The organism is Bradyrhizobium sp. CCBAU 11434 (genome assembly GCF_028128895.1).
Taxonomy (GTDB): Bacteria; Pseudomonadota; Alphaproteobacteria; order Rhizobiales; family Xanthobacteraceae; genus Bradyrhizobium; species Bradyrhizobium zhengyangense.
Genome location: NZ_LBJX01000103.1, coordinates 398,716 through 425,306, shown reverse-complemented (window position 1 = coordinate 425,306; position 26,591 = coordinate 398,716). Strand labels below are relative to the sequence as shown.

General features: G+C 64.0%; 28 protein-coding genes and 2 tRNA genes. 25 read left to right on the top strand and 5 right to left on the bottom strand.

The annotated features are described in order from the left end of the window. Positions 1-155 precede the first annotated feature (155 nt). The 4 genes from XI06_RS42125 to XI06_RS42110 all read left to right on the top strand — a co-directional run bounded on the left by XI06_RS42125 (position 156) and on the right by XI06_RS42110 (position 2,638). Positions 156-512, top strand: a complete 357-nt coding sequence (locus XI06_RS42125) for a hypothetical protein (protein WP_271607969.1) — start codon at positions 156-158, stop codon at positions 510-512. A gap of 158 nt (positions 513-670) precedes the next feature. After that, positions 671-1,174, top strand: coding sequence for a Twin-arginine translocation pathway signal (locus XI06_RS42120; protein ID WP_237859588.1), 504 nt, complete (start codon positions 671-673; stop codon positions 1,172-1,174). Positions 1,175-1,185: 11 nt separating this feature from the next. Then, on the top strand, positions 1,186-1,794 hold the full coding sequence (locus XI06_RS42115; protein WP_271607968.1) for a ferric reductase: 609 nt from the start codon (positions 1,186-1,188) through the stop codon (positions 1,792-1,794). Between the two features lie 367 nt (positions 1,795-2,161). Beyond that, entirely contained in the window at positions 2,162-2,638 is a 477-nt protein-coding gene (locus tag XI06_RS42110; protein WP_271607967.1) for a Crp/Fnr family transcriptional regulator, read from the top strand. Between the two features lie 250 nt (positions 2,639-2,888). On the opposite strand, the gene XI06_RS42105 is transcribed toward XI06_RS42110, so the two are convergent. Beyond that, on the bottom strand, positions 2,889-3,638 hold the full coding sequence (locus XI06_RS42105) for an alpha/beta hydrolase family protein (protein ID WP_271607966.1): 750 nt from the start codon (positions 3,636-3,638) through the stop codon (positions 2,889-2,891). Between the two features lie 823 nt (positions 3,639-4,461). Beyond that, positions 4,462-4,536 (bottom strand) — tRNA-Thr (locus tag XI06_RS42100). Positions 4,537-4,848: 312 nt separating this feature from the next. Here XI06_RS42100 and XI06_RS42095 point away from each other — a divergent pair. The 17 genes from XI06_RS42095 (at position 4,849) to XI06_RS42015 (ending at position 18,739) form a co-directional block, all read left to right on the top strand. Further along, entirely contained in the window at positions 4,849-5,031 is a 183-nt protein-coding gene (locus XI06_RS42095) for a hypothetical protein (RefSeq protein ID WP_271607965.1), read from the top strand. 87 nt (positions 5,032-5,118) lie between these two features. Then, the gene (locus tag XI06_RS42090; protein WP_237890352.1) at positions 5,119-6,783 is read left to right on the top strand and encodes an FAD-dependent oxidoreductase; all 1,665 of its coding nucleotides are present in this window, start codon (positions 5,119-5,121) and stop codon (positions 6,781-6,783) included. Positions 6,784-6,905: 122 nt separating this feature from the next. Continuing rightward, positions 6,906-7,214, top strand: a complete 309-nt coding sequence (locus tag XI06_RS42085; protein WP_100175035.1) for an EthD family reductase — start codon at positions 6,906-6,908, stop codon at positions 7,212-7,214. 195 nt (positions 7,215-7,409) lie between these two features. Beyond that, entirely contained in the window at positions 7,410-7,919 is a 510-nt protein-coding gene (locus XI06_RS42080) for a hypothetical protein (protein ID WP_237859577.1), read from the top strand. Positions 7,920-7,946: 27 nt separating this feature from the next. Further along, entirely contained in the window at positions 7,947-8,771 is an 825-nt protein-coding gene (locus XI06_RS42075) for an alpha/beta fold hydrolase (RefSeq protein WP_271607964.1), read from the top strand. A gap of 160 nt (positions 8,772-8,931) precedes the next feature. After that, positions 8,932-9,381, top strand: a complete 450-nt coding sequence (locus XI06_RS42070) for a DUF2948 family protein (protein WP_237859573.1) — start codon at positions 8,932-8,934, stop codon at positions 9,379-9,381. Positions 9,382-9,520: 139 nt separating this feature from the next. Beyond that, positions 9,521-10,816 (top strand): histidinol dehydrogenase, encoded by a 1,296-nt coding sequence (gene hisD / locus XI06_RS42065; RefSeq protein ID WP_237890217.1) that lies wholly within the window; start codon positions 9,521-9,523, stop codon positions 10,814-10,816. Next, the gene (locus XI06_RS42060; protein ID WP_057759780.1) at positions 10,813-11,310 is read left to right on the top strand and encodes a UPF0262 family protein; all 498 of its coding nucleotides are present in this window, start codon (positions 10,813-10,815) and stop codon (positions 11,308-11,310) included. Before hisD ends, XI06_RS42060 begins: the two co-directional genes overlap by 4 nt. A 6-nt stretch (positions 11,311-11,316) precedes the next feature. After that, on the top strand, positions 11,317-11,784 hold the full coding sequence (locus XI06_RS42055; RefSeq protein WP_237859569.1) for an arsenate-mycothiol transferase ArsC: 468 nt from the start codon (positions 11,317-11,319) through the stop codon (positions 11,782-11,784). Between the two features lie 148 nt (positions 11,785-11,932). After that, complete coding sequence (locus tag XI06_RS42050; RefSeq protein ID WP_188098821.1) at positions 11,933-12,562, top strand: Maf-like protein; 630 nt, start codon at positions 11,933-11,935, stop codon at positions 12,560-12,562. Between the two features lie 125 nt (positions 12,563-12,687). Next, a complete protein-coding gene (gene yacG / locus XI06_RS42045; RefSeq protein WP_237859567.1) occupies positions 12,688-12,870 on the top strand; it encodes a DNA gyrase inhibitor YacG in 183 nt (60 codons plus the stop codon). 174 nt (positions 12,871-13,044) lie between these two features. Then, positions 13,045-13,120, top strand: a tRNA-Phe gene (locus XI06_RS42040). Positions 13,121-13,390: 270 nt separating this feature from the next. Next, a complete protein-coding gene (locus XI06_RS42035) occupies positions 13,391-14,539 on the top strand; it encodes an AraC family transcriptional regulator (protein WP_271607963.1) in 1,149 nt (382 codons plus the stop codon). A 290-nt stretch (positions 14,540-14,829) separates the two neighbouring features. After that, a complete protein-coding gene (locus XI06_RS42030) occupies positions 14,830-15,660 on the top strand; it encodes an efflux RND transporter periplasmic adaptor subunit (RefSeq protein WP_237863242.1) in 831 nt (276 codons plus the stop codon). Between the two features lie 19 nt (positions 15,661-15,679). After that, a complete protein-coding gene (locus XI06_RS42025; protein ID WP_442869497.1) occupies positions 15,680-16,390 on the top strand; it encodes an ABC transporter ATP-binding protein in 711 nt (236 codons plus the stop codon). Continuing rightward, on the top strand, positions 16,387-17,547 hold the full coding sequence (locus XI06_RS42020) for an ABC transporter permease (RefSeq protein ID WP_271607962.1): 1,161 nt from the start codon (positions 16,387-16,389) through the stop codon (positions 17,545-17,547). The genes XI06_RS42025 and XI06_RS42020 overlap by 4 nt, the downstream gene beginning before the upstream one ends. Positions 17,548-17,551: 4 nt before the next feature. Beyond that, a complete protein-coding gene (locus XI06_RS42015) occupies positions 17,552-18,739 on the top strand; it encodes an ABC transporter permease (protein ID WP_271607961.1) in 1,188 nt (395 codons plus the stop codon). 10 nt (positions 18,740-18,749) lie between these two features. On the opposite strand, the gene XI06_RS42010 is transcribed toward XI06_RS42015, so the two are convergent. Then, entirely contained in the window at positions 18,750-19,646 is an 897-nt protein-coding gene (locus XI06_RS42010; protein ID WP_271607960.1) for a LysR substrate-binding domain-containing protein, read from the bottom strand. Between the two features lie 205 nt (positions 19,647-19,851). Between XI06_RS42010 and XI06_RS42005 the strand changes: the two genes are divergently transcribed. From XI06_RS42005 to XI06_RS41990, 4 genes are all read left to right on the top strand, one after another. Further along, positions 19,852-21,186: a C4-dicarboxylate transporter DctA gene (locus XI06_RS42005; protein ID WP_271607959.1), complete on the top strand. Its 1,335-nt coding sequence runs from the start codon at positions 19,852-19,854 to the stop codon at positions 21,184-21,186. Between the two features lie 24 nt (positions 21,187-21,210). Beyond that, positions 21,211-21,717: an ureidoglycolate lyase gene (locus XI06_RS42000; protein ID WP_237890225.1), complete on the top strand. Its 507-nt coding sequence runs from the start codon at positions 21,211-21,213 to the stop codon at positions 21,715-21,717. Between the two features lie 2 nt (positions 21,718-21,719). Then, positions 21,720-22,559, top strand: coding sequence for a bifunctional allantoicase/(S)-ureidoglycine aminohydrolase (locus XI06_RS41995; protein WP_271607958.1), 840 nt, complete (start codon positions 21,720-21,722; stop codon positions 22,557-22,559). 119 nt (positions 22,560-22,678) lie between these two features. Beyond that, on the top strand, positions 22,679-22,927 hold the full coding sequence (locus XI06_RS41990; protein ID WP_237863232.1) for a hypothetical protein: 249 nt from the start codon (positions 22,679-22,681) through the stop codon (positions 22,925-22,927). Positions 22,928-22,996: 69 nt separating this feature from the next. Here the strand turns inward: XI06_RS41990 and XI06_RS41985 are convergent, their stop codons facing one another. Next, positions 22,997-24,232: a pepsin-like aspartic protease gene (locus tag XI06_RS41985; RefSeq protein ID WP_237890226.1), complete on the bottom strand. Its 1,236-nt coding sequence runs from the start codon at positions 24,230-24,232 to the stop codon at positions 22,997-22,999. Positions 24,233-24,522: 290 nt separating this feature from the next. Next, the gene (locus tag XI06_RS41980) at positions 24,523-26,547 is read right to left on the bottom strand and encodes a hybrid sensor histidine kinase/response regulator (RefSeq protein ID WP_417281630.1); all 2,025 of its coding nucleotides are present in this window, start codon (positions 26,545-26,547) and stop codon (positions 24,523-24,525) included. Between the last annotated feature and the right edge of the window lie 44 nt (positions 26,548-26,591).

Sequence of the window (26,591 nt, the reverse complement as noted above, 5' to 3'; positions counted from 1 at the left end):
AACGGGACGATGGATCGGACCACGGCGCGATGTTGCGCGTTCGGATTTGCTGAAGAAGAACTTACGGAATTTCGATACGGAAGTTTGTTGCCGCGTTGGACGACTTCCAACATACTAAACGCGAAAACTCCAAAGACTGGGACGAGGGCACGCTGATGTCGAATGTTGCGGCATTCCCGGCGCAATCGAGCGCGTCCGCCTCAAAGGCGGTGCATCGGCTGAACGAGATCTGGACGTCCGTCGAGACCTTCACGCGGCAGGTCGAGTATGATCGGGTGACGCCAGTCGACATGCTGCGGATCCTCAGGATCTTCAACACGGCGAACAGCTGCATTCGCATCGTCTTGTTGGACTTCAAGGATGATCCCGCGATCGATCAGCTCGTCAGCTATTCTTGCGGGATCACCGGGATGATCGAACAGGCCCGACAAAAGGTCGCCGGCCTGATCGACGGAAGCCGGGAGCGGGTCCCAATTCCCAAACCCTTTCCAGCCGGGCGCCTCGGCGACTGAACTCTGCCGCTCCGAGCCTGCGATCGGCGCGAGTTGTCCGACGAGGCTGCCGCCTTCACAACCCTGTTATTGCGACCCATGGCGCCCTTCGTCTCAACTGGGCGTTTCGCGCCTAATGTTGTACCCTCGGCTGCGCCACCGTCGCCAGGAGGACACACATGACCCTTGTCGTACTCAATCGCCGCAACCTCCTCATTGCCGGCGGTACCGTCCTCGCATCGGGCGTCTTGGCAGCGGGAACGTCAGGCCTCCTGCTGCCTGCCCGCGCGGAAGGTCTCGCGCCGACGGAATCGATGACCGGCGGTGCCAACAACTACCGCAAGGGCGCGCCGATCGTGGAGCGGATCGGCAAGGGCGGCTTCGTGATGAGCGGCACCGTACGCCGCGCCGGCGACGGCGCGCCGCTGGCCGGGCAGCGCATCCAGATCTGGGCGCACACGGTCGAAGGGCAGGAGCACGAGCCGCAGAGCCATGGCGCCACGCTCACCGACAAGGACGGCGCCTTCCGGCTCGAGATGCCGCAGATCATTCCGATCTTCGGCCAGCCGCATGGCCACCTCGCCTATGACAGCGGTGAGTTCAAGACCGTCTTCCTGCGGCCGATCATGCGGAGCGCAAAGGACACCAGCCTCGAGGCGCATTTCGTGCTTCAACCGGCCTGATCGCGTCGCAAATGAAGGGGTCGAGATCCCTGATCTGGGCGGCCCTTGGCTTGGCCCTTGGCGTGCCGATCGCGCTCGCCGCGACGAGCGAGCAGCTTGCATGGCGCGGCCCGGTCTACATCCTCGCCGGCTTCGCCGGCATCATCGCCCTCGGTCTGGTGCTGGTTCAGCCCCTGCTGATCGGCGGGTATCTGCCGGGCCCGTCGGCTTATCGCGCAAGGTGCGCTCATTATTGGATCGGCGGCGGGCTCGCCCTGGCCGTGGTGATCCACGTCGCTGACCTCTGGTTCACCAGCCCGCCCGACATGATCGACGCATTGACCTTCTCGTCGCCGACACCGTTCTCCCCCTTTGGCGTGATCGCCATGTGGGCGATCTTCGCGGTGGCGCTTCTGGCAGGCTTGCGCCGACGGCTGGGCCTGCGGCTGCGCACCTGGCGCATCGTCCATATCCCGCTCGCGATCGTCATCGTCATGTGCGGCGTGGTCCATTGCCTGCTGATCGAGGGAACGATGGAGACCATCTCGAAGGCGGCGCTATGTGCGCTTGTCGTCGCCGCAACAGTCAAGGTCATGGTCGACCTCTGGCGAAAGCGGGCGCTGCGCGGCGAGAGCGCATAGGGCAGAAGGCGTAGGTTGAACCAAGGCGGAACCCCATGCGTCTGCTTCTGCATTTGCTGGTCGGGCTGCTCAGCGCCTTCTGCGTGATTGCTGCAAGTGTATTCAGTCGCGAGGTGATGCCGCCTGTTTTCTCGATCGTCTGGACTCCGGCCATGTGGCTGGTTCGTCTGTCGGACGTACTTTGCCCACCGCAAGGTGTAAGATGCTTTCCGGGGTCGGTCAGCCAGGGCTCACATCACCTGTGGTTTGGGCTCTGCCTTCTTGGCTTTTGGTGGATTGTCATGTCATTCTTAACATGGCTACTCTTTCGCTTGCGCCGTTCGTCTCCGCCCGAAGTCCTTCCGGGCAGTGGGCTGGGTGAATCGCGATGACCGTCAGCTCCCCCGATCTGAAAGCATTCCTGCTCGCGACGCCGTTCTTCGGCGGCCTCTCGGACGCGAGTCTCGACTTGCTGATTTCGATGCTGGTCGAGTGCCGCTTCGATGCCGGCGCAACCGTGGTGGCGGAGGGCGAGCCGGGACGCTCGATGTTCATCGTCAAATCCGGCCGGCTCGCGGTCAGCAAGCGCAGGGATTCAGGGACCGCCGTCCCGATCTCCGCTCTGGAGCGTGGTGATTTCTTCGGCGAGATGACGCTGATCGAAATGCAAAACCGCTCCGCCACCGTCGTTGCGGAGAGCGAGACTATCCTCTACGAGCTGACCGCGCAAAAGCTCTACGCCTGCTACAAGGCCGACATCCACGCCTATGTGATCGTCCTGCAAAACATCAATCGCGAGCTGTGCCGGCGGCTAAGGCGCGCCGACAATCGCATTACGGGGCATCAGGCGGGCGACGACATCTGACGGGGGCGCCGGTTCGCGGCTACGGCTACAGCAGCGCCAACGAGTGCAGCGAGTTTCTATGAAGGCCAAAGGCAACCAGGCCGGAGAGAAGCAATGCAGTCCCAGTCACGATCAGGCAAAACGCAAACACTATCGAAGCCCCTCGTTCGTCTTGAATGCGAGGAACGATAATAGATAAAATTTTACCGACAATCGAAAGGAAGAATTAACCTTACTTGGGCGGTCGAAGAGAGCGTGCGTGGCAAGGTCGCTAGCTCAAATGACGGCCAAAGAAGTCGATCAGCTGTTCGTTGTGCTGGTTCTCGATATCGCTGTTCACGCTGTGCCCTTCCCCTTCATAGAGGTGGACTTCCGGAGCGCGGCCATGACGTTTCAGCCGGTCCCGTAGCCGGTACGTCATCTCGACGGACCACGTGGCGTCCTTGGTGCCGTGACTCAGGAAGATTGGACCATTGAAACGTTCGATTTCGATCGGCGTCGTTGGAAGGAGCTCATTCGACGATCCGCGCCAGCTCCAGGCACGATCCGCCGGGCCCCAAGGGCGCCAACCTGGATCCCCGGCGTCTCTCCACATCCTCGAGTTAAATGCTCCACAAATGACATCAGGTGGAGTGTGCACAGCAATCGCGTCAGGAAGTCCGGCTACGTCATCTCTCGACATCAGCGACGCCAGCAAGAGAGCATGTTCAGCACCGCGCGAACTTCCGTAGAGTCCGACCTTCGTTCCGACGATCGACCACGCACGCAGGCTGGAAAGGGCCTCCGCCGTGCGGTCGAGGGGCACCTCTATGATGTCGCCGCTGTGCTTGCCGTTTGAATAGGGAAACGCCATCGCGAGAAAACCATGCGCGGCCAGAACAGCGGCGGTCCTGTAGATCATCCCCGACCGACTGCCTTCCGAACCGTGCAAGAGCACGATCGCCGGAAATGGACCTTCACCGGGAGGACCATACCCCCAACCCCAGTTCGGCAACGAGCGGCGAAGGATCTTGAGCGGCATGGCGAATCCTGTGAGGGAGCACTCTTCGGAAGTGAACACGCGATGAGGAGAGCCAAGGTTCGATTGTCGTCGACCACACTTCGCTTAGCAAGCAAAGCAGCGCTTGTACGTGCTCGCCAGTCTAACCCGTCGGGCAAAACACCTCGCCTCCCGCTAAATCCCGTCAATCCCTGTCCGCAAAAATATTCCACTTTACCGAAATTCGGTTTGCGGCATTCTCTCGACCATCCCGACCCGATGGAGAGGGGCGATCGTACGTCGTAACGAACGTGGGTTGGGGAAGCGGTGGACGCGGCGGGCCGGCGCGGATGTGAGGGCAGGGCGGGCGGAGGATTGGGCCGAAACCCGTGAGCCCGGCACAAGCCGTGTCGTACGAACGGCGCCTGTATCCGATGACGCTTTGGGCCGAAGCCGGCTGCGTCCAGCGAAGCCCCTTGGCGAAGCGGGAGCGCTGCGTACTGCAAAACCGTGTGGTCCTGGCCGTCGTCGCTATGGTCAAGCCTTTGCGGAGGCGGCACTGGCGTCAACCGGCGCGGTGTCGGTGAATTCCGCGAGGCGACGGTGACAACAAGAATTCGTCGCCGTGGAGAGCACGGCATAAGCCGTCCAACCATCGCGCAGGGAAGGCCGAGTGTTCGGCGCCACCTGTTCGTTGCTGTGCGGTCTCCTTGCGCTACACTTTCGCGCAGCGGACCGCGGGTGCCCGTCGGCACCCGGTCTTCCCTGCACCTTCTTCAAGGGAGGAGGGCAACGGAAACGAGCAAAACTCGGGCGTTTCCTGCCGCGAGAATGCCTGTTCACGCTCATTTTCGAAGATGAAGAATGGTGCTGCCAGACAGGATTGAACTGTCGACCTCTCCATTACCAATGGAGTGCTCTACCACTGAGCTACGGCAGCATGTGCTGGGATCAGAATCGGCCGCCCGAGGGGCCTACCAAGCGGGCCGATATCTGCCACAGGCCTCCCCGCTGCGCAAGCTTGCATGACCCGTCCAAGCGAGAAAATCGGGGCAATACCGGGGGTATTGCGGCTGTTTCCGCTCGAAACGACCGACTTTCGGCCGATTTCGGTTCCGATCCCCGCCAACTGGCCAGTTGGCCGGCGCGGTGGATTCGGCCCATTTTGGATTTCGCACGATCGGGACATCAGGGCCTCTTGAGCTGCCGCATTCTCCGGGCATGTTATCGCCACAAGCTGGATGGACCCGTGATGGCTGACGAGATCGACAGGAACGCAAGACAAGACCGCACGTCGCGGGACGATCGGCTGAAATCGGCGCTGCGGGAGAATCTGAAGCGCCGCAAGGCGCAGGCGCGCGAACGCGCCGCAAGCGCCGACCCCTCGCAAGATGGCGATGGGTCCCTAGATGAGGGGACCGCCGGCGAGACCTGAGTTGGGACGCGAGCGGCTGGACATTTTGGAGTGCATGCAGTGGCCACGGGGCAAGACGAATCACAATCAACCGATCGCAATGCGCAGATGGCGCGCTTCACCCGGCCCGAGCAGACGTTTCCGACGTTGACGTCCGCCGAGATCGAACGTCTCAGGCATTTTGGCGAGCTTCGCACCTATAAAGACGGCGAGCTGCTGTTCGAGACCGGCAAGCCGGGTCCGGGCATGTTCGTCGTGCTCAAGGGCCATGTCGCCATCACCCAGCGCGATGGCCTCGGCAATATCAGCCCCTTGATCGACCAAGGTCCCGGCCAATTCCTCGCCGAGCTCGGCCAGCTGTCCGGACGCCCGGCGCTGGTCGATGGCCGCGCCGAAGGCGACGTTGAAACGCTGCTGTTGCCGCCGGAGCGCCTGCGCGCGCTGCTGGTCGCCGAGGCCGAGCTCGGCGAGCGCATCATGCGCGCGCTGATCCTGCGCCGGGTCAATCTGCTCCAGGCCGGCGTCGGCGGCATCGTGCTGATCGGTCCCTCGCATTCAGTCGGCGTGGTGCGCTTGCAGGGTTTTCTCACCCGCAACGGCCAGCCGCATCATCTGCTCGATCCCGACAGGGACCGCGATGCCGCCGAGGTAATCGCGCGCTATTCGCCCAAGCCTGAGGATTGGCCGCTGGTCGTCACGCCAGACGGCGCGGTGCTGCGCAACCCCGGTGAGACCGAGCTTGCGCGCGCGATCGGCATGATCGGCGGCCCGCGCAATGATCGCATCTACGACGTCGCGATCGTCGGCTGCGGCCCGGCGGGGCTCGCGACCGCCGTGTACGCGGCCTCCGAAGGCCTGTCGGTGGCCGTGCTAGACACCCGCGCCTTCGGCGGCCAGGCCGGCGCCAGCGCGCGCATCGAAAACTATCTGGGTTTTCCGACCGGCATTTCCGGCCTGGCGCTCACGGCGCGCGCCTTCAACCAGGCGCAGAAGTTCGGCGCCGACATCATGATCCCTGTCACGGTGGAGTCGCTCGATTGCGCGCGCAAGGACGGGGCATTCTCCGTCGCTCTCGACGGCAGCGATCCCCTGCGCTCGCGTTCGGTGGTGGTCGCAAGCGGCGCGCGCTATCGCCGGCCTGAGATCGCCAACCTCGACAAGTTCGAGGGCCGCGGCGTCTGGTACTGGGCCTCTCCGGTCGAAGCAAAACTGTGTGCCGGCGAGGAAGTGGCGCTGGTCGGCGCCGGCAATTCGGCGGGACAGGCGGCGGTGTTCCTGTCGGGACATGCCAGACGCGTCTTGATGATCATTCGCGGCGGCGGCTTAGGGGCCAGCATGTCGCGCTATCTCATCGAGCGCATCGAGGCGACGCCGAATATCGAGCTGCTGTTCAACACCGAGATCACGGCGCTCGAAGGCGACGAGGCTTCGCTGCTGCGGCGGATCTGCTGGAAGAGCCGGCTGTCCGACGATGAGGATTCCGCCGACATCAAGAATCTGTTCTTGTTCGTCGGTGCCGATCCCGCCACCGGCTGGCTCGATGGCTGCGGCGTGACGCTCGATCGCGGCGGCTTCGTCGTCACAGGCGCGCAATCCGAGCTGAACCAGGGCAGGCCGGTGGCGCCGCTCGAGACCTCTGTGCCCGGCGTCTACGCCGTTGGCGACGTCCGCTCCGGCTCGGTCAAGCGCGTCGGCGGCGCCATCGGCGAAGGCGCGCAGGTCGTGGCCTCCCTGCACGGCTATCTCGGCGACGCCGCAAAACCGGCGCTTTAGTCAAGCAGAAGACAAGCAGACGGCAAGTCGATTGTGGCTTGCCATCTTGCCGTGTCCCACAGACACTCGCCGCGTCGCGACCAATCGCGCGTGGAAGAACAAATATTCAACGGGAGGACTCAATGGCCGAACTCGTCGTGCTCTACAAGACGCCCAAGGACGCTGCAGCTTTCGACAAGCATTATGCCGAGACCCACATTCCGCTCGCCAAGAAACTTCCCGGCCTGAAGAAATACGCCGTCAGCACCGGCGCAGTCGGCTCGCCCGCAGGTCCTTCGGGCATTCACCTCGTTGCCATCCTCACTTTCGACAGCGTGGGCGACATCCAGAAAGCGTTTGGAAGCGAAGCCGGCAAGGCGGCGGCCGGCGACGTGCCGAAATTTGCCAGCGGCGGCGCCGACCTCTTGATCTTCGACACCAAGGAAGTCTGATCGCGACGATCGACTCAACTTTCGTCGAAAGCTGCTGTCGTTTGTGACAGCGCTGCAAAAATTCAGCCATGCGTTTGTCGATTCGCACGATGACGCATGGCTGCGCGCGCATATGTGACGTCAGCGCAGGTGGCAATCCGATGAGGAGCGTAATATCAATCCTCTGATCTCAATGCAGAGACGAGGAGAGATGTCATGGTTCTCGGGATGAGCCTGCAAGCCTTCACACTGGTCCATGTCATCATCAGCCTGATCGCCATCGCCGCGGGCCTGATCGTGATGTTCGGGCTGCTCGGCTCGAAGCCCATGCCGGGCCTCACTGCGATCTTCCTGCTCTTCACCATCCTGACCAACGCCACGGGCTTTTTGTTTCCGTTCAAGGAACTGCTGCCCTCTTACATCATCGCAGGCATCTCGCTGGTGCTGCTCGCGATCGCCTGCATCGCGCTCTATGGCATGAAGCTCAAAAGCGTGTGGCGGCCGGTCTATATCGTGACCGCGATGATCTCGCTCTACTTCAACGTCTTCGTTCTGATCATCCAGTCGTTCCTGAAGATCCCGGCGCTGGCCGCGCTCGCGCCCGCCGTGCCGCCGGCGCCGCCGTCCGGGCCCGTGTTCGCCGTGGTGCAGGGCCTCGTGCTGGTGTTCTTCGTGGTGCTGACCATCGGCGCCTGGCGCCGCTTCAAGCCGATGGCGTTCGCCTGATCGTTTCTGACTACAAGGAGTCCTCCAATGCCCACCATCACCACCAAAGACGGCGTCGAGATTTTCTACAAGGATTGGGGCTCGGGCCAACCGATCGTGTTCAGCCATGGCTGGCCGCTGTCGTCGGACGACTGGGACGCGCAGATGATGTTCTTCGTCACCCGCGGCTACCGCGTCATCGCCCATGACCGCCGCGGCCATGGGCGTTCTTCGCAGGTCGCCGACGGCCACGACATGGATCATTACGCCGACGATCTCGCGGCGGTGATCGCGCATCTCGACCTCAAGAACGCGCTCCATGTCGGCCATTCCACCGGCGGTGGCGAGGTCGTGCATTACATCGCGCGGCATGGTGAGTCTCGCGTGGCGAAGGCCGCGATCCTCTCTGCCGTGCCGCCGCTGATGGTGAAGACGGACGCCAATCCGGGCGGTCTGCCGAAGAGCGTGTTCGATGGTCTCCAGGCCGCACTCGCCGCCAGCCGCACGCAATTCTACCGCGACCTCCCCACAGGGCCCTTCTACGGCTACAACCGCCCCGGCGCAAAACCGTCGGAAGCGGTGATCCAGAACTGGTGGCGCCAGGGCATGATGGGCGGCGCGAAGGCGCATTACGACGGCATCGTTGCGTTCTCGCAGACCGATTTCACCGAGGATCTGAAGAAGATCAACGTGCCCGTGCTGGTGATGCATGGCGACGACGACCAGATCGTGCCCTACGCCGATTCCGCGCCGCTGTCGGCCAAGCTGCTCAAGAACGGCACGCTGAAGACCTACAAGGGTTTTCCGCACGGCATGCCGACCACGGAAGCCGAAACCATCAACGCGGACCTGCTGGCGTTCTTCAAGAGCTGAGCGGATCGCTCTGCTTAGGGGCGAGGGTGGGATGTCTCAGCGCCGCTGACGGTGTATCCTTCGACGAGTTCGCAGCCCCCGTATCGGCTGCGAGCTTTGGATACTTCAGCGCCGGCGTGCGTTGAATCCCGTTCGGTCCCCTCGAGGAGAAGTGTCGGTGATGTCTCCCCAGCTCAAACTGATCGCGCTCGACGCCGATGATCTCGCCGTCATCTCGACCCATGTGCAGGACGCGCGCGTCCAGCCCGCCGATATCATCTGGCGCCAGGCGGAGAAGCGCCTCGTCGTTGGCATGAGCCGGTTGGATTGGGAGCAGACGCTGGCGGGCGAGACCGAGCCGCGCCGGCTGGTGTCGGCGCTCCGCTTCGATCGCGTGCTCGCCTGCAAATCGCGCAATATCGATCTGGCCACGCCCGAAGCGGTTCTGGACCTCGTCGGAATCGAGTTTCATCCCCAAGACGGCCGCGACGAGGAGCCCGGCGGCAGCGCCCTTCTGCTGTTCGCCCAGGGCGGTGCCATACGGCTCGACGTTGAATGCCTGGAATGCCAGCTGACCGATCTGGGCGCGGACGAACTGGGCACCGGACTGGGGCTCGAGGGGGAGGGGTGAGGCGGCCTGTATACCAGCCGAGGCAGCTCAGGTTGCCGCCGAGCCTTCCAAGGGTTGACGCAGCTTCCCCGCCGCGCCATTGAGCAGGGGGCCGGTAAGCCAAACTGCGCCCCCTAAAACCAGCAGAAGCCAAGCCAAAATGCCCGTTCGTCTCGACCGCAGCAGTGCCGATTTTGACCAGCGATTCGCGGCCTTCCTCGCCGCCAAGCGCGAGGTCTCGGCCGATGTCGAGACCGCTGTGCGCGCCATTGTCGACGATGTGGCCAGGCGCGGCGACGCCGCCCTGCTCGAGGCCACCGCCAAGTTCGATCGGCTGGCACTGGATGCATCCGGTCTTCGCGTCTCGGCCGCCGAGATCGAAGCCGCGACCAAGGCCTGCGATGCCGCGACGCTGGATGCGCTCAAGCTCGCGCGCGACCGCATCGAGACTTATCACCGCCGCCAGCTGCCGAAGGACGAGCGCTTCACCGACCCGCTCGGCGTCGAGCTCGGCTGGCGCTACACCGCGATCGAATCCGCCGGCCTTTACGTCCCCGGTGGCACCGCGGCCTATCCGTCCTCGGTGCTGATGAATGCAATGCCGGCGAGGGTTGCGGGCGTCTCGCGCCTCGTGATGGTGGTCCCCTCGCCCGACGGCAAGCTCAATCCGCTGGTGCTGGCGGCTGCCTCGCTTGGTGGTGTCACGGAAATCTACCGTGTCGGCGGGGCGCAGGCTGTCGCCGCGCTTGCCTACGGCACCGCGACGATCGCGCCTGTTGCCAAGATCGTCGGCCCCGGCAATGCCTATGTTGCCGCGGCCAAACGCCTGGTGTTCGGCAAGGTCGGCATCGACATGATCGCCGGCCCCTCCGAGGTGCTGGTGATGGCCGACGACACCGGCAATGCCGACTGGATCGCCGCTGACTTGCTGGCGCAGGCCGAACACGATGCCAGCGCGCAGTCGATCCTGATCACCGACTCCACGCGCCTTGCCGCCGATGTCGAGAGAGCGGTCGAAGCGCAGCTGAAGACGCTGCCGCGCGCCGCGATTGCCGGCAAGTCCTGGGCTGATTTTGGCGCCATCATCATGGTGAAGAACCTTACTGAAGCCATTCCGCTCGCGGACGCGATCGCCGCCGAGCATCTCGAGATCATGACCAAGGATCCGGATGCGCTCGCCGCAAAGATCCGTAACGCCGGCGCTGTGTTCCTCGGGGCGCATACGCCGGAGGCGATCGGCGATTATGTCGGCGGTTCCAACCACGTGCTGCCGACGGCGCGCTCGGCGCGATTCTCCTCAGGACTCGGGGTTGCCGATTTCATGAAGCGGACCTCGATCCTGAAATGCGGCCCGGACCAGCTGCGCGCGCTTGGACCGGCCGCGATGACGCTCGGACAAGCGGAGGGGCTGGATGCCCATTCGCGCTCGATTGGATTGCGCCTCAATCTGTCATGACAAAGCCGCCCGAACAGGACGACTCGACCAATCGCATCGTCGCGGTCACCCTCGACGAGGACTCGATCGGCCGTTCCGGGCCGGACATCGAGCATGAGCGTGCGATCGCGATCTACGATCTGATCGAGCAGAACCTGTTCGCGCCTGATGGTGCCGAAGGAAAGGGCCCGTTCACGCTGCACATCGGCATCAGCGGCAACCGGCTGATGTTCGACATCCGCCGCGAGGACGGCACGCCCGTCGTGGCGCACCTGCTGTCACTGACGCCGTTCCGGCGGATCGTGAAGGACTATTTCATGATCTGCGACAGCTACTACCAGGCGATCCGGACCGCGACCCCCGACAAGATCGAGGCCATCGACATGGGCCGCCGCGGCATCCATGACGAGGGATCGCGTACGCTGCAGGAGCGGTTGAAGGGCAAGGTGCGGGTCGATTTCGAGACGTCGCGCCGGCTGTTCACGCTCATCACTGTTCTTCACTGGAAGGGCTAAACGCGGATGGCTGCGCCCGCACGCGCACGCGATCCGCAATCGGTGCTGTTTGCCTGCGCGATGAACAGCGTGCGCTCGCCGATGGCCGCGAGCCTGCTCCAGCACATGTTTCCGCAAGGCCTGTACGTAAAGTCCGCCGGTGCCAGAAAAGGCGAACTCGATCCGTTCGCCGTCAGTGTGATGGCCGAGCTCGGCCAGGACATCTCGACTCACAAGCCGCAGACCTTCGAGGAGCTGGAGGATTGGGAGGGGCTCAATTTCGACCTCATCATCACGCTCTCGCCGGAGGCGCATCACAAGGCCCTGGAGCTGACCCGGACGCTCGCCGCCGACGTCGAATACTGGCCGACGCACGATCCGACCACGATGGAAGGCAGCCGCGACCAGAAGCTCGCCGCCTACCGCGAGGTCTGCGACCAGCTGCTGATGCGGATCCGCCGACGGTTCGCGAAGGTGGGCGCTGCGAGCGGGTAGCTGCCGTAACACCTGCGTCACAGATTGAGGGCACACGCATGTCGGAAACCTCGAATCAGCAAAGTCGGGTTCCCGGGTTGTGAAATCAGCCCCCTTCCGATAGGTTCCGCGCGCAATTCACCCCCTGCCTGATCCCCAAAATCACCTGATGCTCGGCCGCCCCAAATTCGTTCTTGCCTCCGGTTCGCCGCGGCGCCTGTCGCTGCTCAACCAGGCCGGCATCGACCCGGACGCGCTCCGGCCGGCCGACGTCGACGAGACGCCGCGGCGGGGCGAGCTGCCGCGCGCCTGCGCCAACCGCCTTGCGCGGGCCAAGGCCGATGCGGCGCTCAAATCCGTGCAGCTGGATGACGAGTTGCGCGGCGCCTTCATCCTGTCCGCCGATACGGTGGTGGCGGTCGGCCGCCGCATCCTGCCCAAGGCCAATCTGGTGGACGAAGCCGCGCAGTGCCTGCGGCTGCTGTCGGGCCGCAACCACCGCGTCTACACCGCGATCTGCCTGGTGACGCCGCGCGAGGCCTTCCGCCAGCGCCTGGTCGAGACCCGCGTCCGCTTCAAGCGGCTCTCGGAGGACGACATCCAAGCCTATATCGGCTCCGGCGAATGGCGCGGCAAAGCCGGCGGCTATGCCGTGCAGGGCATCGCCGGCTCCTTCGTGGTGAAGATGGTCGGCTCCTACACCAACGTGGTCGGCCTGCCGCTCTACGAGACCACGACGCTGCTCGGCGGCGAAGGCTTTCCGATCCGCTTCGGCTGGCTCAACGCCACCGCGGTCTGACAAATTCTCGAAAACAACCCCATGCACAGTAGAATCCCCTGGCGGGGTTTTTGCGCCGTGACCTGAGAAACCTGTTTGCCCGCGGGCCCTTGAATGCCCCGACCTCGTGTACAGCTATCCCGACCATGGACGACCAGATCAAAAAGCCCGCCGCGCCGCTCAAAACCTGCCCGATCTGCGGTAAGCCGCAGGCGCAGGCCACCCGCCCGTTCTGCTCCTCGCGCTGCCGCGATGTCGATCTGAACCGTTGGCTGAAAGGCTCCTACGTCATCCCCGGCCGGGATGATGAGGTCGATGATATCGAATAATTAAATATATCAATGGCTTATAAGGCCGTCCGGCGCGCTGCGGCAAGCCCGCCGAAGCTTGTACACAGCCAAGCCATGCCCCGCGAAGCCGACGGCGAAGCGTGGGTGGACAGGCCGCTCCGAGCCCACTATAAACCGCCCGCTCGATGGGCTTTGGCCCCTCTCTTGGAGCACGCCCAGGTAGCTCAGTTGGTAGAGCATGCGACTGAAAATCGCAGTGTCGGTGGTTCGATTCCGCCCCTGGGCACCATGGCTCTCGAAGCTACGCTTGGCGCGGCCATTCTGATCTCCCTCACAGCGAAGCCGTGAAGCTTGCCCGGCGAAGCCTTTTGGCGAAGACGCGCTGCCCTGGATGGGCTCCCTCGCATCGCTGGTTTGCTCCAGGACGCCCGTCCGATTATTCTCCAGGTTGTAGCGTCTGCACTTGAGTTGCCGAGCGGCGCTTCGATGACAACAATCCGTCGGCTCGCGCAACGTCTGTGCAACATCTTGGGCTTCGCCGGTGGGAATCGCGGACAGCATGGAAGCCACCGCACTTGACCTCGGCCTGCGCGGCGCAGTTGCCGGTCTCTTCCTGATGATGGTGGTCGTGACCCTGGGGCGTGTTCGCCCGCTGGATACGATCAAATGGCTCAGCGTCGCCATGGCCGCCTCGGGCGCGCTCTACGCGATCGTGACGGCACCGTTCGTGCCCAAGGCCACGGTCTGGTGGATCATGCCGGTTTTGGGCGCCAATCCGGTGCTCGTATGGTTATGGGCGCGTGCGAGTTTCGACGACGATTTCGTGGTTCGGCGCTGGCATGGCGCCCTGTGGCTGGCCGTTGTCGGCGTCTGGTTCTCGGTGATCTTCAAATGGACGACATGGCCGATATTCGCCAAGGCGGGCGTTCGATCGATGTCGATCCTGGCGATCATCCTGGCACTCTCCGCAGCCGTGCAGACGATCAGAACGTGGAAGACCGACCTCGTTGCCGGTCGGCGCCGGCTGCGGCTCGCGGTCCTGATCCTGGCGCTGCTCATTGTGGTCATGCTGTCCGTCCCGGACCTGACGTCGATCTCGGCCAACAGCGTCGGCATATCAGGCAGCTTGGCTACGTCAGCCGGTCTGCTGGCGATCGCGGCACTGGCCGGATGGGCCCTGTTCCATCCGCCGCCGGCCATTCCCGCTGTCGTCGCGATGGCCGCGGCACCTGCGTCCGAAACTGCGGAACGCGCGGCGCCGATCAGGGCGGCCGACGGCGGTCGCGATGCGACGGCGTCGCTGCTGTTGCGCCGGCTCGACATCTTGATGACGGTCGAACGGGTCTATCGGCAGGAAGGCCTCACCATCGGCGCCCTCGCGGCCAAGCTCGACTTGCCGGAATACCGGCTCCGCCAGGCCATCAACGAGGGTCTCGGCTATCGCAACTTCAACGCCTTTCTCAACCGCTATCGCATCGATGAGGCCAAGGCGGCGCTGTCCGATCCGAGTCAACGCGACGTCGCGGTGCTGACGATTGCCATGGACGCCGGTTTCCAGTCGATCGGTCCGTTCAATCGTGCGTTCAAGGCCGAGATCGGCCTGACGCCGACCGAATTCCGTCGTGACGCACTTGCCCGGTCGGCAGCCATCGCATTGGAAAACGACGAAAAACTTCAGAATCGGCCAATCCCGTTGAAAATCGGCTAGCCGAATTCTGTAACGGGCGAGAGAGAGCTCGCCGGAGCAGGCAAGCTGTGGAGATGGATGACAGGACGCGATCGCTCCGCTCGCTCACGATCGAACGGTCTCCCCCGGCCGGGCCTTCGTCGCGGCCGCGACGATGGCTGCTTCCGGCCACCGGGATATTGATCGCCCTGATCGTCGTGGGAAGCGGCGCGGTGCTTTGGCTCGGCAGCCCGATACAGCCGGCGCAGGCACCCGCCGTCGAGAGGCCGTCTCCCCAGGTTGTCCAGTCCGATAATGCGGTTCAGAAGAGTGTGGCGGTTCCGCCTGGTAGCACGGGCAGCCTGATTGCGTCCGGCTACGTCGTGGCGCGCCGCAAGGCCACGATCGCGGCCGAGGTCACCGGCAAGGTGGTCGAGCTCCTGGTTGACGAGGGCATGGTGGTGCAGGCCGGCCAGGTTCTCGCCAGGCTCGACGATGTCCTGGCCGACAAGGATTACGCACTGGCACAGGCGCGCGCGGAGGCTTCCGAAGCGGCCGTGGCCGCCATTGCGGCTGACCTCGCCGACGCCGAGCGAATCCTCAATCGAACCCAGACGCTGTCGGGGAAGAACTATGCCACCGAGGCCGATCTGACCAAGGCGCAGGCGAGAGCCGGCGTGCTGCGGGCTCAGCTCCACCAGGCGGAAGCGCAACTGGCGGCAGCGCGGCTCGAGGCGCAGCGCTACGGCGAGGTGCTCGGCAAGCACCGGATCCGCGCGCCGTTCGCCGGCGTCGTGGTCGACCGCAGCGCGCAACCGGGCGAGATGATCTCGCCGCTGTCGGCCGGCGGCGGCTTCACCCGCACCGGCATCTGCACCATTGTCGACATGGACTCGATCGAGATCGAGGTCGACGTCAACGAAGCCTCGATCGGCCGCTTGCATGCCGGCACTCGCGTCGAAGCCGTGCTCGATGCCTATCCGGACTGGCGCATCCCTGGCGCCGTCATCGCCATCGTGCCAACCGCCAATCGCGAGAAGGCGACCGTCAAGGTCCGTGTCGGCATGGACCTGAAAGATCCGCGCATTCTGCCTGACATGGCGATCAAGGTGACATTCCTGGACGACGGCGCGCCCGCCGCGGCGCGGTCGGATTCCCCTTAAGCACGCGGGAGCAAGACCCATGTTATCGCCGACCGATCCGATCGACCCGATGATCGACATCGTCGATCTGTGCAAGCGTTTCACCAAGGGGAAGGAGACGATCACCATCTTCGATGGTCTCAACCTTGCCATTCCACGCGGCGATTTCGTCGCCGTGATGGGGCCGTCGGGATCTGGCAAGACCACCCTGCTCAACCTGCTTGGTGGCATCGATCGATCCGACGCCGGTGAGATCGAGGTTGCCGGTGAGCGCCTTGATCTCCTGTCCGAGAGCGAGCTTTCGCGCTGGCGCGCATCCCATATCGGCTTCATCTTCCAGTTCTACAATCTGATGCCGATGCTGACCGCGGCGCAGAATGTCGAATTGCCGCTGCTGCTGACGCGGCTCGGCCGCAAGGAGCGGCGCCAGCGGGTCGAAACGGCGCTCGGCGTGGTCGGGCTCGCCGATCGGGTCAAGCACTATCCCAAGGAAATGTCGGGCGGGCAGCAGCAGCGCGTCGCCATCGCGCGCGCCATCGTCTCCGACCCGGCGCTGCTGTTGTGCGACGAGCCGACCGGAGATCTCGATCGCACCACCGCCGACGAGGTGCTGTCGATCCTGCAAGTGCTCAACCGCGATCTCGGCAAGACCATCGTGATGGTGACCCACGATCCGGCGGCGGCGCAATACGCCAAGCGATCGCTGCATCTCGACAAGGGCCACTTCATCGAAAAGGAGCTTGTGGCGTGAACGATCTGGTCCTGATCCGCAAGAATCTGTTCCGCCGGAAACTGCGGGCCATCCTGATGATGGTCTCGATCCTGATCGCGTTTGCGATCTTCGGTGTGCTGGCGAGCTTCGAGCGCGCCTTCAACGCCGGGCAGGATCGCGCCACGCCCGACCGCCTGGTGGTGCTCAACAAGATCAACTTCACCCAGCCCTTGCCGATCTCCTACTACAATCGCGTCGCCGCCATCGACGGCGTCGCCCAGATCACCCATTTCAGCTGGTTCGGCGGCTATTACCAGGAGCCGAGGAACTTCATCGCGGCCTTTGCCGTCGATCCGGAGAACTGGATGAAGCTCCGCGACAGCGACTACGTGTTTGCACCCGAGGTTCGCGCCGCCTTCATCCGCGAGCGAACCGGCGTTCTGGTTGGGGCGCGCATGATGGAGAAGTGGGGCTGGAAGGTCGGTGATCACATTCCGATCTCGAGCAGCATCTGGTCACAAAAGAGCGGCTCGCACGCCTGGGACTTCATCATCGTCGGCAGCTTCACCGCCCGCATTCCGCAGGCCGACACCAACGTCATGCTGATGGGCTACGACTATTTCAACGAGACCCGCTCGTTCGGCAAGGACCTGATCAACTGGCTGGCGCTGCGCACCACGTCCGTGGCCGCGAACGAGCGCGTGATCGACGCCATCGACGGGATGTTTGCCAATTCTCCCTACGAGACGACGACCGACAGCGAGAAGGCCTTCAACAAGGCGTTCGCCGCCCAGCTCGGCAACGTCGCGCTGATCGTGGAGCTGGTGGTCGGGGCGGCCTTCCTGACCATCCTGATGATCGTGGGCAACACCATGGTGATGACGGTGCGCGAGCGCACGCGCGAAATCGGCGTGTTGAAGACGCTGGGCTTTTCCGGCGGCCGAATCCTGCGCATGGTGCTCGGCGAATCGATCCTGCTGGCGCTGCTCGGCGGCCTGCCCGGCCTCGGCGTCGCGCTGCTCCTGATCACGCGGGTGCGGGACAGCTTGATGAGCTTTGTTCCGACGCTGTCGCTCTACCCCGATATCGCAGCGGCGGCGGTGGGACTGATGGTCGTGTTCGGCATCATCACGGGCCTGGTGCCGGCGCTCAACGCGATGCGCCTCAATATCGTCACTGCGCTCGGACGGAGCTGACGCGATGCGCTCGATCATGCTGCAGATCCTGGCGGTCACCGCCATCAATCTCAAGAGCCTGCCGCAGCGCCTGTGGCTGTCGCTGGCGACCGTGATCGCGGTCGGCCTCGTCGTCACGGTCCTCCTGGCGTTCCTCTCCATGGCCAACGGCTTCCGGCGCACCATCGCCGATTCCGGAGCGGAGGATATCGCCGTGGTGTTGCGCAGCGGCGCGGTTTCGGAGATCAACAGCGTCGTCCTGCGCGACCAGGTCCGGCTGATCGAGGACGGTCCCGGCATTGCCAAGGGATCCGACGGCAAGCCGCAGACCTCGGGCGAGCTCTATCTGACCGTCAATGGAATCAAGCGCAGCACCGGGACCAAGGCGAGCCTGCCGCTGCGCGGCCTCGGCCCGCAAGGCCCGGGCTTGCGTCGTGGCGTCGTCATGATCGCGGGCCGGATGTTCAATCCGGGCACCAACGAGATCATCGTCGGCAGGGCGCTGGGCAAGGAATTCGAGGGCTTCGAGCTCGGCCGGACTGTGGCGTTCAACAACACGCGGTGGACGGTGGTCGGGATCTTCGCCGCCGACGGCAGCGTGTTCGAATCGGAGATATGGGCCGATCTGCCGGTGCTGCAGAGCCTGTTCAAGCGCACCGGCGCCGTCCAGACCGTGCGGGCGCGGCTCACCAGTCCGGCGGCGATCGAGACACTGCGCGCGTACAGCGACAACGATCCACGTCTCAAGCTCGACGTGATGTCCGAGGCCGCCTATTTCGCCCAGCAGGCGTCGAATACGTCGGACCTGATCCAGAAGCTCGGCTGGCCGCTGGCGATCGCGATGGCGTTCGGCTCGCTCGCCGGCGCGCTCAACACGATGTACTCCTCGGTCGCGGCACGGGCGACCGAGATCGCGACCTTGCGCGCCATCGGGTTCGGCGGCTTTTCGGCGTTCGTCGGCACGCTGGTGGAGTCGCTGATCCTGGCTGCGATCGGCGGCGTGATCGGCGCCGCAGCCACCTATCTGGTGTTTGACGGCTTCACGGCCTCGACCATGGGCGCAAGCTTCAGCCAGGTGGTCTTCAACTTCGAACTCAGCCCGCGCCTGATCGGCCAGGGCCTGTTGCTCGCGCTCGCAGTCGGCTTGTTCGGCGGATTGTTTCCCGCCCTGCGCGCTGCCCGCATGCCGATTGTCGCCGGGCTCTATGGGTGATTCTGGCGACCTAAACCACCCTCTTCCTCTGCCCCAAATACCGCAGCGCCAGCTTGATGAAATTGTGCACCACCATCGACGTCTCGTCCTGTCTGAACACCAGGAACACGTCGGCAGCCGGCGGTGACGGCCTGATCGGACGAAACGCGATGTCTGCTGTCGTGAAACGCGCGATCGACTGCGGCACCAGCGCGACGCCGAAGCCGGCCGCGATCAGACTCGGGATCGACTGCGCGTCGACGACCTGCTGGGATACTTTTGGCAGGAAGCCGGCATCGACACAGCACGTCTGCACATAGCGCGCGAAATCGGAGCTGTCGGGGTCGAGGACGACGTGATCCTCCGACGCCAGTTCGCCAAGCGCGACGCGCTTGCGTTTTGCAAAGGGGTGCGTGCGGGGCACGGCGAGAACGACCTCTTCCCGCCATGCCAGCTTGCTGGTGAGGTCGCGCTCGGTGGGAACGCCGCGGATGAGCGAGATGTTGGTGGTGCGGTTGAGCAGGGCCGCGATCTGTCGCGCCGGCGCCTGCTCGTGCACGGTCATCTTCACCAATGGCGCGACTTGCCGGTAGGCGGCCAGCAGCTCGGCAAGGCGCCCGCGCAGGATGGAGCCGGTCGCGCCGAGATCCAGCGTTCCGACCATACCGGCGCCGATCGAGCGCACCTCGTCTTCCGCTGACTTGACCTGCTGCAGGATGGCGCGGCCGCGCAGCAGCATCGCTTCGCCGGCCTGCGTCAGCTCCACCTTGCGGCTGGTCCGGTAGAGCAGCGGCGTGCCGAGCTCTGCCTCGAGGGCCTGGATATGCTGGCTCAGCGGCGGCTGCGACAGGTTCAGCCGCCGGGCGGCGAGGGTGAAGCTGCGCTCTTCGGCCACCGCGATGAAGTACCTGACCTGGCGAAGATCCATAGCGAAACCCTATCAATCGTGTCGTTCTATATATTGGACTTGATGTCGCACCTGGTCAACGAATGACCGATGCAGCCGTCGTCCGCCCTGCAAGCGGCGGGTGGCCCTGCACGCAGCGGCGTCGCGCCGCCAACGACAACAATGGCGAAAGGCTTAAGCCGCCGACCAAGCCAGACCGACACCAGCCCTTTGAGCGAGGAAAGCCATGCCCAGGATTTTCAAATCACTCTTCTTCCAGGTCGTCATTGCACTCGCGCTCGGCATCGCGCTCGGCATGGCCTATCCCGACACGGCCTTGCAGATGAAGCCGCTCGGTGACGGCTTCATCAAGCTGATCAAGATGCTGGTGCCCGTCATCGTGTTCTGCGTCGTGGTGCAGGGCATTTCGGCGGCCGGAGACCTTTCGAAGGTCGGCAGGGTCGGCATCCGCTCGCTGCTCTATTTCGAGATCGTCACCACGATCGCCTTGGTGTTCGGCATTGCGCTGGCCTATTATTTCCAGCCGGGCGCCGGAATGAACATCGATCCCTCGACGCTCGATGTCAAGGCGCTCAGCGGCTTCAGCCAGACCGCGGCCCAGGTCGCCGGCGGCGGCGTCTCCGAATTCCTGATGAAGCTGATCCCGTCGACGATCGTCGGCGCGTTCAGCTCCGGCGACGTCCTGCAAGTCCTGATCGTCTCGATCATGTTCGGCTGCGCCGTGTCATTGTGCGGCGAGCGTGCAAGGCCGGTCGTCGATTTCATCGAACGCGTCAACGAGATCATCTTCAAGATGATGAACTTCGTGGTCCGGCTCGCTCCGATCGGCGTGTTCGGTGCGATTGCCTTCACCGTCGGGAAGTATGGCATCGGTTCGCTCAAGCAGCTCGGCGGCCTCGTTGGGCTGTTTTATCTCGCCGTGGTGCTGTTCGTGGTGATCGTGCTCGGATCGATCATGCGGCTGTCCGGCTTCAGCCTGTTCAAGCTGCTGGCGTACTTGCGCGAGGAACTGATGATCGTGCTTGGTACCGCCGCCGGCGACAGCGTGCTGCCGCAGACCATGCGCAAGCTCGAGCTGCTCGGAATCAAGCGATCGACCGTCGGCCTCGTCATCCCGACCGGCTACTCGTTCAACCTCGATGCCTTCTCGATCTATCTGACCCTGGCGGCGGTCTTCATTGCGCAGGCGACCAACACGCCGCTCGCCATGGGCGACCTTCTGGCGATCCTCGGCGTCGCGTTGCTCACCTCCAAGGGCGCTCATGGCGTCCCCGGCTCGGCGATCGTCGTCCTCGCCGCGACGCTGTCGGCCATTCCGGCCATCCCGGCGATTGGCCTGGTGCTGATCCTGTCGGTCGACTGGTTCATCGGTATCGCTCGCGCGCTCGGCAACTATGTCGGAAACTGCGTTGCGACAGTCGTTGTCGCCTCGTGGGAAGGCGACCTCGATCGCGCCAAGGCGCATCGCATCCTGAACGGCGAGATCGTTCCTTCAGGTGAGGTGTTGCAGGTCGAGCCAGATGGTACGGCCGCTCCCGTCGCGGGCCTGCAAACGCTTTGAGCGCAGGAGCGGTTGAGGTTGGCAATGGCAGCGATTTCGATTGAGCCCCTGACGAAGCAGGCCTTCGCGCCGTTCGGCGAGGTCATCGAAACGGACGAGGCGATCCCCCTCTCGATCAACCAGGGCTTTGCGAAGCGTTTCAACGACCTCGCCAAGATCGATGTCACCGCTGAGGGTGGACAGACCAACATCAGCTGGTTTGTCGCCTCGTTGCGTCCTGCGCCGATTGCGATCCGCCTGATGGAGCGCCATCCGCTGGGAAGCCAGTTGTTCATGCCGCTCAATGGTGCGGACTGGCTGGTCGTCGTTTGCACGGACCCGCGCAACGCGGCGAGCTATCGGGCATTCGCGGCGAGGGGCCATCAGGGCGTGAATTATGCGCGCAACTGCTGGCACCATCCGCTGCTGGTGCTCAAGGACGCAAGCCCGTTCCTCGTCGTCGACCGCAAGGGCGACGGCGACAATCTCGAAGAATATTGGCTGGACGAGACCATGCAGCTCGAGCTCATGCCTGACCACCACGAGGCCTGACGATGCCATCGCGAACCTATCACGTCCCGCAGGGCGGCCTGCCGCCGCAGACGGATCTCCTGAGCGGCCGCGCCGTCTTCACGAACGCCTACGCCGTCATTCCGAACAGCGTGCAACGCGACATCGTCGTCAGCCATCTGCCGCATTGGGACAACACGCGTGTCTGGGTGCTGGCGCGACCGCTCTCCGGCTTCGCCGAGACGTTCTCTCACTACTTGATGGATATCGGGCCGAATGGAGGCAGCGAAATTCCCGAGCCCGAGAAGGACGCCGAGGGTGCGCTGTTCGTCGCGGGCGGGCAAATCACGCTCAAGTTGGCGGGCAAGGACAGAGAGCTGAAGGCCGGCGGCTTCGCCTATGTGCCGCCCGGTTACACCTGGAGCCTGCGCAATCGTGGCACGGGCTCCGCCCAGCTGCACTGGATCCGCAAGCTGTACCAGCGCGTGCCTGGTTTGGCCGACCCCGAACCGATCGTGACCAACGAAGACTCGATGACACGGGTGCCGATGCCGGATACCGACGGGCGGTGGGCCACCACGCGCTTCATCGATCCCTCGGACATGCGCTATGACATGCACATCAACATCGTGACGTTCGAGCCGGGGGCAACGATCCCGTTCACCGAGACGCACGTGATGGAGCACGGGCTGTACGTCCTCGAAGGCAAGGCGGTTTACCGTCTCAATCGCGACTGGGTGGAAGTGGAGGCTGGCGATTACATGTGGCTGCGCGCATTCTGCCCGCAGGCCTGCTACGCCGGCGGCCCCGGCCGGTTCCGCTATCTCCTGTATAAGGACGTCAACCGGCACATGAACCTGCGGCAGGGCGCGCCGCTGATCTGATGTCGCGTGGGCCGCTGGCTCACGTCTGCGCTCATGCCGCCTGTTTCTGGCATCCGGCTTGCTCAGTCCGCATCAAAGCCAGGCCTCAGCAGCGAGGCCGTTTCAGGTTGAGGCAAGTGATGCAGGAAGTGTCCCGTTCTGGTGCAGCAGGAGAACTCAAGCTCGATGCGTTGATCGCCGATTTGTGGTGGCGCGTCCGGCTGCTTAACACCGACATTCTCGAGGAAGAGGCCAAGGCCGGAGTGTTCGACGCGCAACAGCCGACCTATCCGCCGCTCGCGGCGAACCTTCGCGTGAGACGCGACAATCTGGTCGCGACGATCGGCATGCTCGAGCAGCGCGCGGCATCGGCACGCGAAGCGGCTTAATTCACGCGAGGCTGGCCTGAGGCACGCGAGGCGGCCTGAGAGCCTGCCTCACACCGGGCCGGCGTCAGCTCATGGCTTGATCCTAGCAAAGCTGACAACTCCGAGGCCTTTGTTGACCGAGCGGTCGAACACGGTGAAGTAGTTGTTCATCAAGGGCAGCCCGAGAATCGACGGGCCGTCGCCGGTGTAGAAGACCAGCGAGGCGTGGCCGGCTTTCGGGGCATTGGTCTGCCAATAGGTTTGCGGCGCGACCTCCAGGGTGACGTCGCTGCCGAGCGCGCCTTCCAGGACGAAAGTCAGCACCGGCCAGTCGGCCAGCTTGAGCTTGCTCATCGGCAGATATCCGGCGTGAATTTCATCATCGAGGCCGAGCGACCTGAAGCGGGCGAGGACCTCCTTGAAGACGGGTCTGTCGAGATAGATTCCATTGGTGCCGCTATCCACGATGGCGTTGGACGGATCGTGGCTTGCCTTGGTCGGTGGAGTCACCTGGACAGGCGCGGTCTTGCCGACCGTGACCGACTTCAGATTGACATTGTAAAATGTATCGTGAACCACGCGCGCGAGCTGGAAGGCGCCCTCGTAGAGATCCGTTTGCTCTTCGCCGCCTCCGAGGATGAGAAATCCGTTGTTGATCGGATCGCTCTCGGGTTTCGCCGTCGTCTTGTTGACCATCGAGCGCAGCGTGTAGAAGGCGAACTTGTTGGCGACCAGGCCCGCGGCCTCGAGTTGCGAGAAGTACGGTTCGATATAGGTGCGGTGGCCTTTCTGAATCTCGTTGTAGGTGTAGTGGGGCGGAATGGTCTTGCCCGGCATCGTGTAGGCGTCGTTGAGCCTGGTATAGGCGAGGCCGAGGATGCCGCCGTGTGACTTTCCGAACATCTCCTCGGTCGCATGATACGCGACGGCCGTATGGACCTTCGGCAGGACGAGAGGGTGAGCGGAGTTGACGGTGATGTCGGTCTGCACGATGCCACCAACCCAGCGGCTGCGATCCTGGTAGGAAACTTCCTGCCCGATCTTGGTCAGCTTGGCTGCGCTGTCCTTGGTGGGGTCGTAGAAATGGCCGTCCACCGCGAGCGTGCTGCTGCCGGTATCGAGAAGCACGTCGATCTCGACCTTCTTGGCGCCGACATAGATCTTGCCGCTGTAATCGCCGTCGTTGAGAACATTGGTGATCGGCATCCGCACTGTGGTTGCCGAGATTTTTCCGCCGAGGGCCGCTGCGGCGCTGAAGATGGGGTGCGTCAATTGCGGAGCGACCAGGGCCTTTGGCAGGTAGGCAGTCGTCGTGGCTTTGGCCATCACGGACCTCTCTGGCGACATGTTGCGGCGTTGCCGCGCCCAATCGAGTTGGGGCGAAATTCTCAGTGGTTGCTGGCGGTGCGCTCCGCAGTCGGGGGCCTGAGGAGCGTCAGGCGTTTCGTATGAATTGCGAGATCAAAATCGATCGTCCAAATGCCGTCGGGACTGAGCCCCGAGGCAGGATCCAGCATAGGGCGGGAATTTGGGGCGCGCAACGTCAACGCGATGAGAGGCCTGGCATATTGTTCAGATTGCAGCGAGGGGTACGGTCGGGAGATTGCCGTGCGGTCCTACCGAACCGCCTTCGTCAGGTTGGCCAGGCTCGCCGCCAGCTCATCGCTCCGGAACGGCTTTGTCAGCCGCGACAAATCCGGCGTGATGCCTTCGTTATTGGCGTAGCCTGATACGACGAGGATCTGGAGCTCGGGGTACTGGTTGCGCAGCGCCAGGCCGAGATCCGTTCCGCTCATGCCGGGCATCAGGTGATCGGTGATCAGCAGGTTCGGTCGCAGGCCGTCCTTGACGCGCTGGAGCGCGTCCTCCGCGGAGCTTGCTTCGACGACACGATAGCCGAGCTCGCGCAGCATCTCGGCGGTGCTCATGCGCACCAGCGGCTCATCATCCACCAGCAGTGCGGTGCCGGCTGGCAGTGGTCGCAGGTTTGTCTGCGGCTCAGCATCGGTCGCGCCAGCGGCAGCGTGGCTAACCGGCAGCCACAACTCAACTGTCGTGCCTGCCCCTACGGTGCTCCTGATCGTCAGCGCCCCGCCGAGCTGTGAGGCGAGGCCATGGACCATCGAGAGGCCGAGACCGGTGCCTTGTCCGATACCCTTGGTCGAGAAGAACGGCTCGACGGCGTGAGCCAGAGTCTCCTCGTCCATGCCGATGCCGGTATCCGCAACCGAGATGCAGACATAGGTGCCGGGCACGAGGTCTGCGCCGTGCGCGCGCTCGACCGTCCGGGCCTTGGCCGAGATGCTCAGCCTGCCGCCCTCGGGCATCGCGTCGCGCGCGTTCACGCTGAGGTTCAGGATCGCCATCTCGATCTGGTTGGGGTCGGCCATGGCCTCCGGCAGTCCTTCGGGCGTGTCGACAGTCACCTGGATCTGCGGTCCGGTCGTGCTGGAGATCAGCTCGCCCATATCGGCAACGAGCCGGCCGATATCGACCGGAACGGCCTGAAGCGGCTGCCTGCGGGCGAAAGCAAGCAGGCGCTGCACCAGCGTCTTGGCGCGCTCGGCCGCCTGTGCAGCGCCGGCGATCAGGCGATGCTCGCGCTCGCCGCCGATGCCCTTGCGCTGGAACATGTCGAGCAGGCCGACAATCGGCGTCAGCAGATTGTTGAAATCATGTGCGACGCCGCCGGTGAGCTGGCCCATCGCTTCCATCTTCTGGGCCTGACGTAGGGCTTCCTCGGCTTGCGCCAGCCGCGCCTGCTCCTCCAGGCGATCCGTCACGTCGATCCCGGTCAGGAACGCACCGATCCGCGTGCCGTCAGGCGCGCGCAGCGACTCGAATTTCATTTCGTAGACGCGGCGGTCGAAACTGATATCGCCGAACTCCTCAATGCTGGTGAAGGCTTCGCCCGCCAGCGCGCGGCTCCAGATGGCCGTCGCCGCCGCGAGATGCTCGGGCCGGTCGGCCAGGAATTCGTGCAGGGAATCGCCGATCTTCGGCCGCTTGCCATAGATGCGCTGATAGGCGTCGGCGCAGGATGCGTTGATGGCGAGCCAGCGATAATCGAGATCGAGTGCCTGGATCTGACCGTCGGTGGTTTCCACGATGGTGGCGAGCAGATGACGTTCGGCAGTGCGCTCAGCCACGCGCTGTTCGAGCGTCGCGTTCAACTCCCTGTAACGCGCTTCGCTCGCCCGCAACTGCGTCTCGCCGAGAACGCGCTCGGTCGTCTCCGAGACGATGCAGAGCACGCCGCCAACCGAACCGTCATCGTCAGGCACCGCCGAGTAGGAGACGTCCCAATAGCTCGTCTCGCCATAGCCATGGCGCTCGACATAGAAGGCACGATCCTTGGCCGCGAAGGTCTTTCTCGTTTGGCGCACGCCCGACAGCAGCGGCTCGAGATCGTCCCACAGCTCGCCCCAATTCTCGATCGCGGGCCGGCCGAGCGCACGGGGGTGATTGGCACCGATGCCAGGCGCATAGGCGTCGTTGTAGAGCGCGACGTAATCGGGGCCCCAGAACAGCACGATCTGGGCCTGTGCGGCCAGCAACATACTGACCGTCGTTTTAAGCGCCCGGGACCATTGGTTGGGAGGGCCGAGTGGCGAGCCCGACCAGTCGAGGGCGCGCATCATCGCACCCAGCTCGCCACCATCGGCGAGGAAGCCCAGATCAGTCG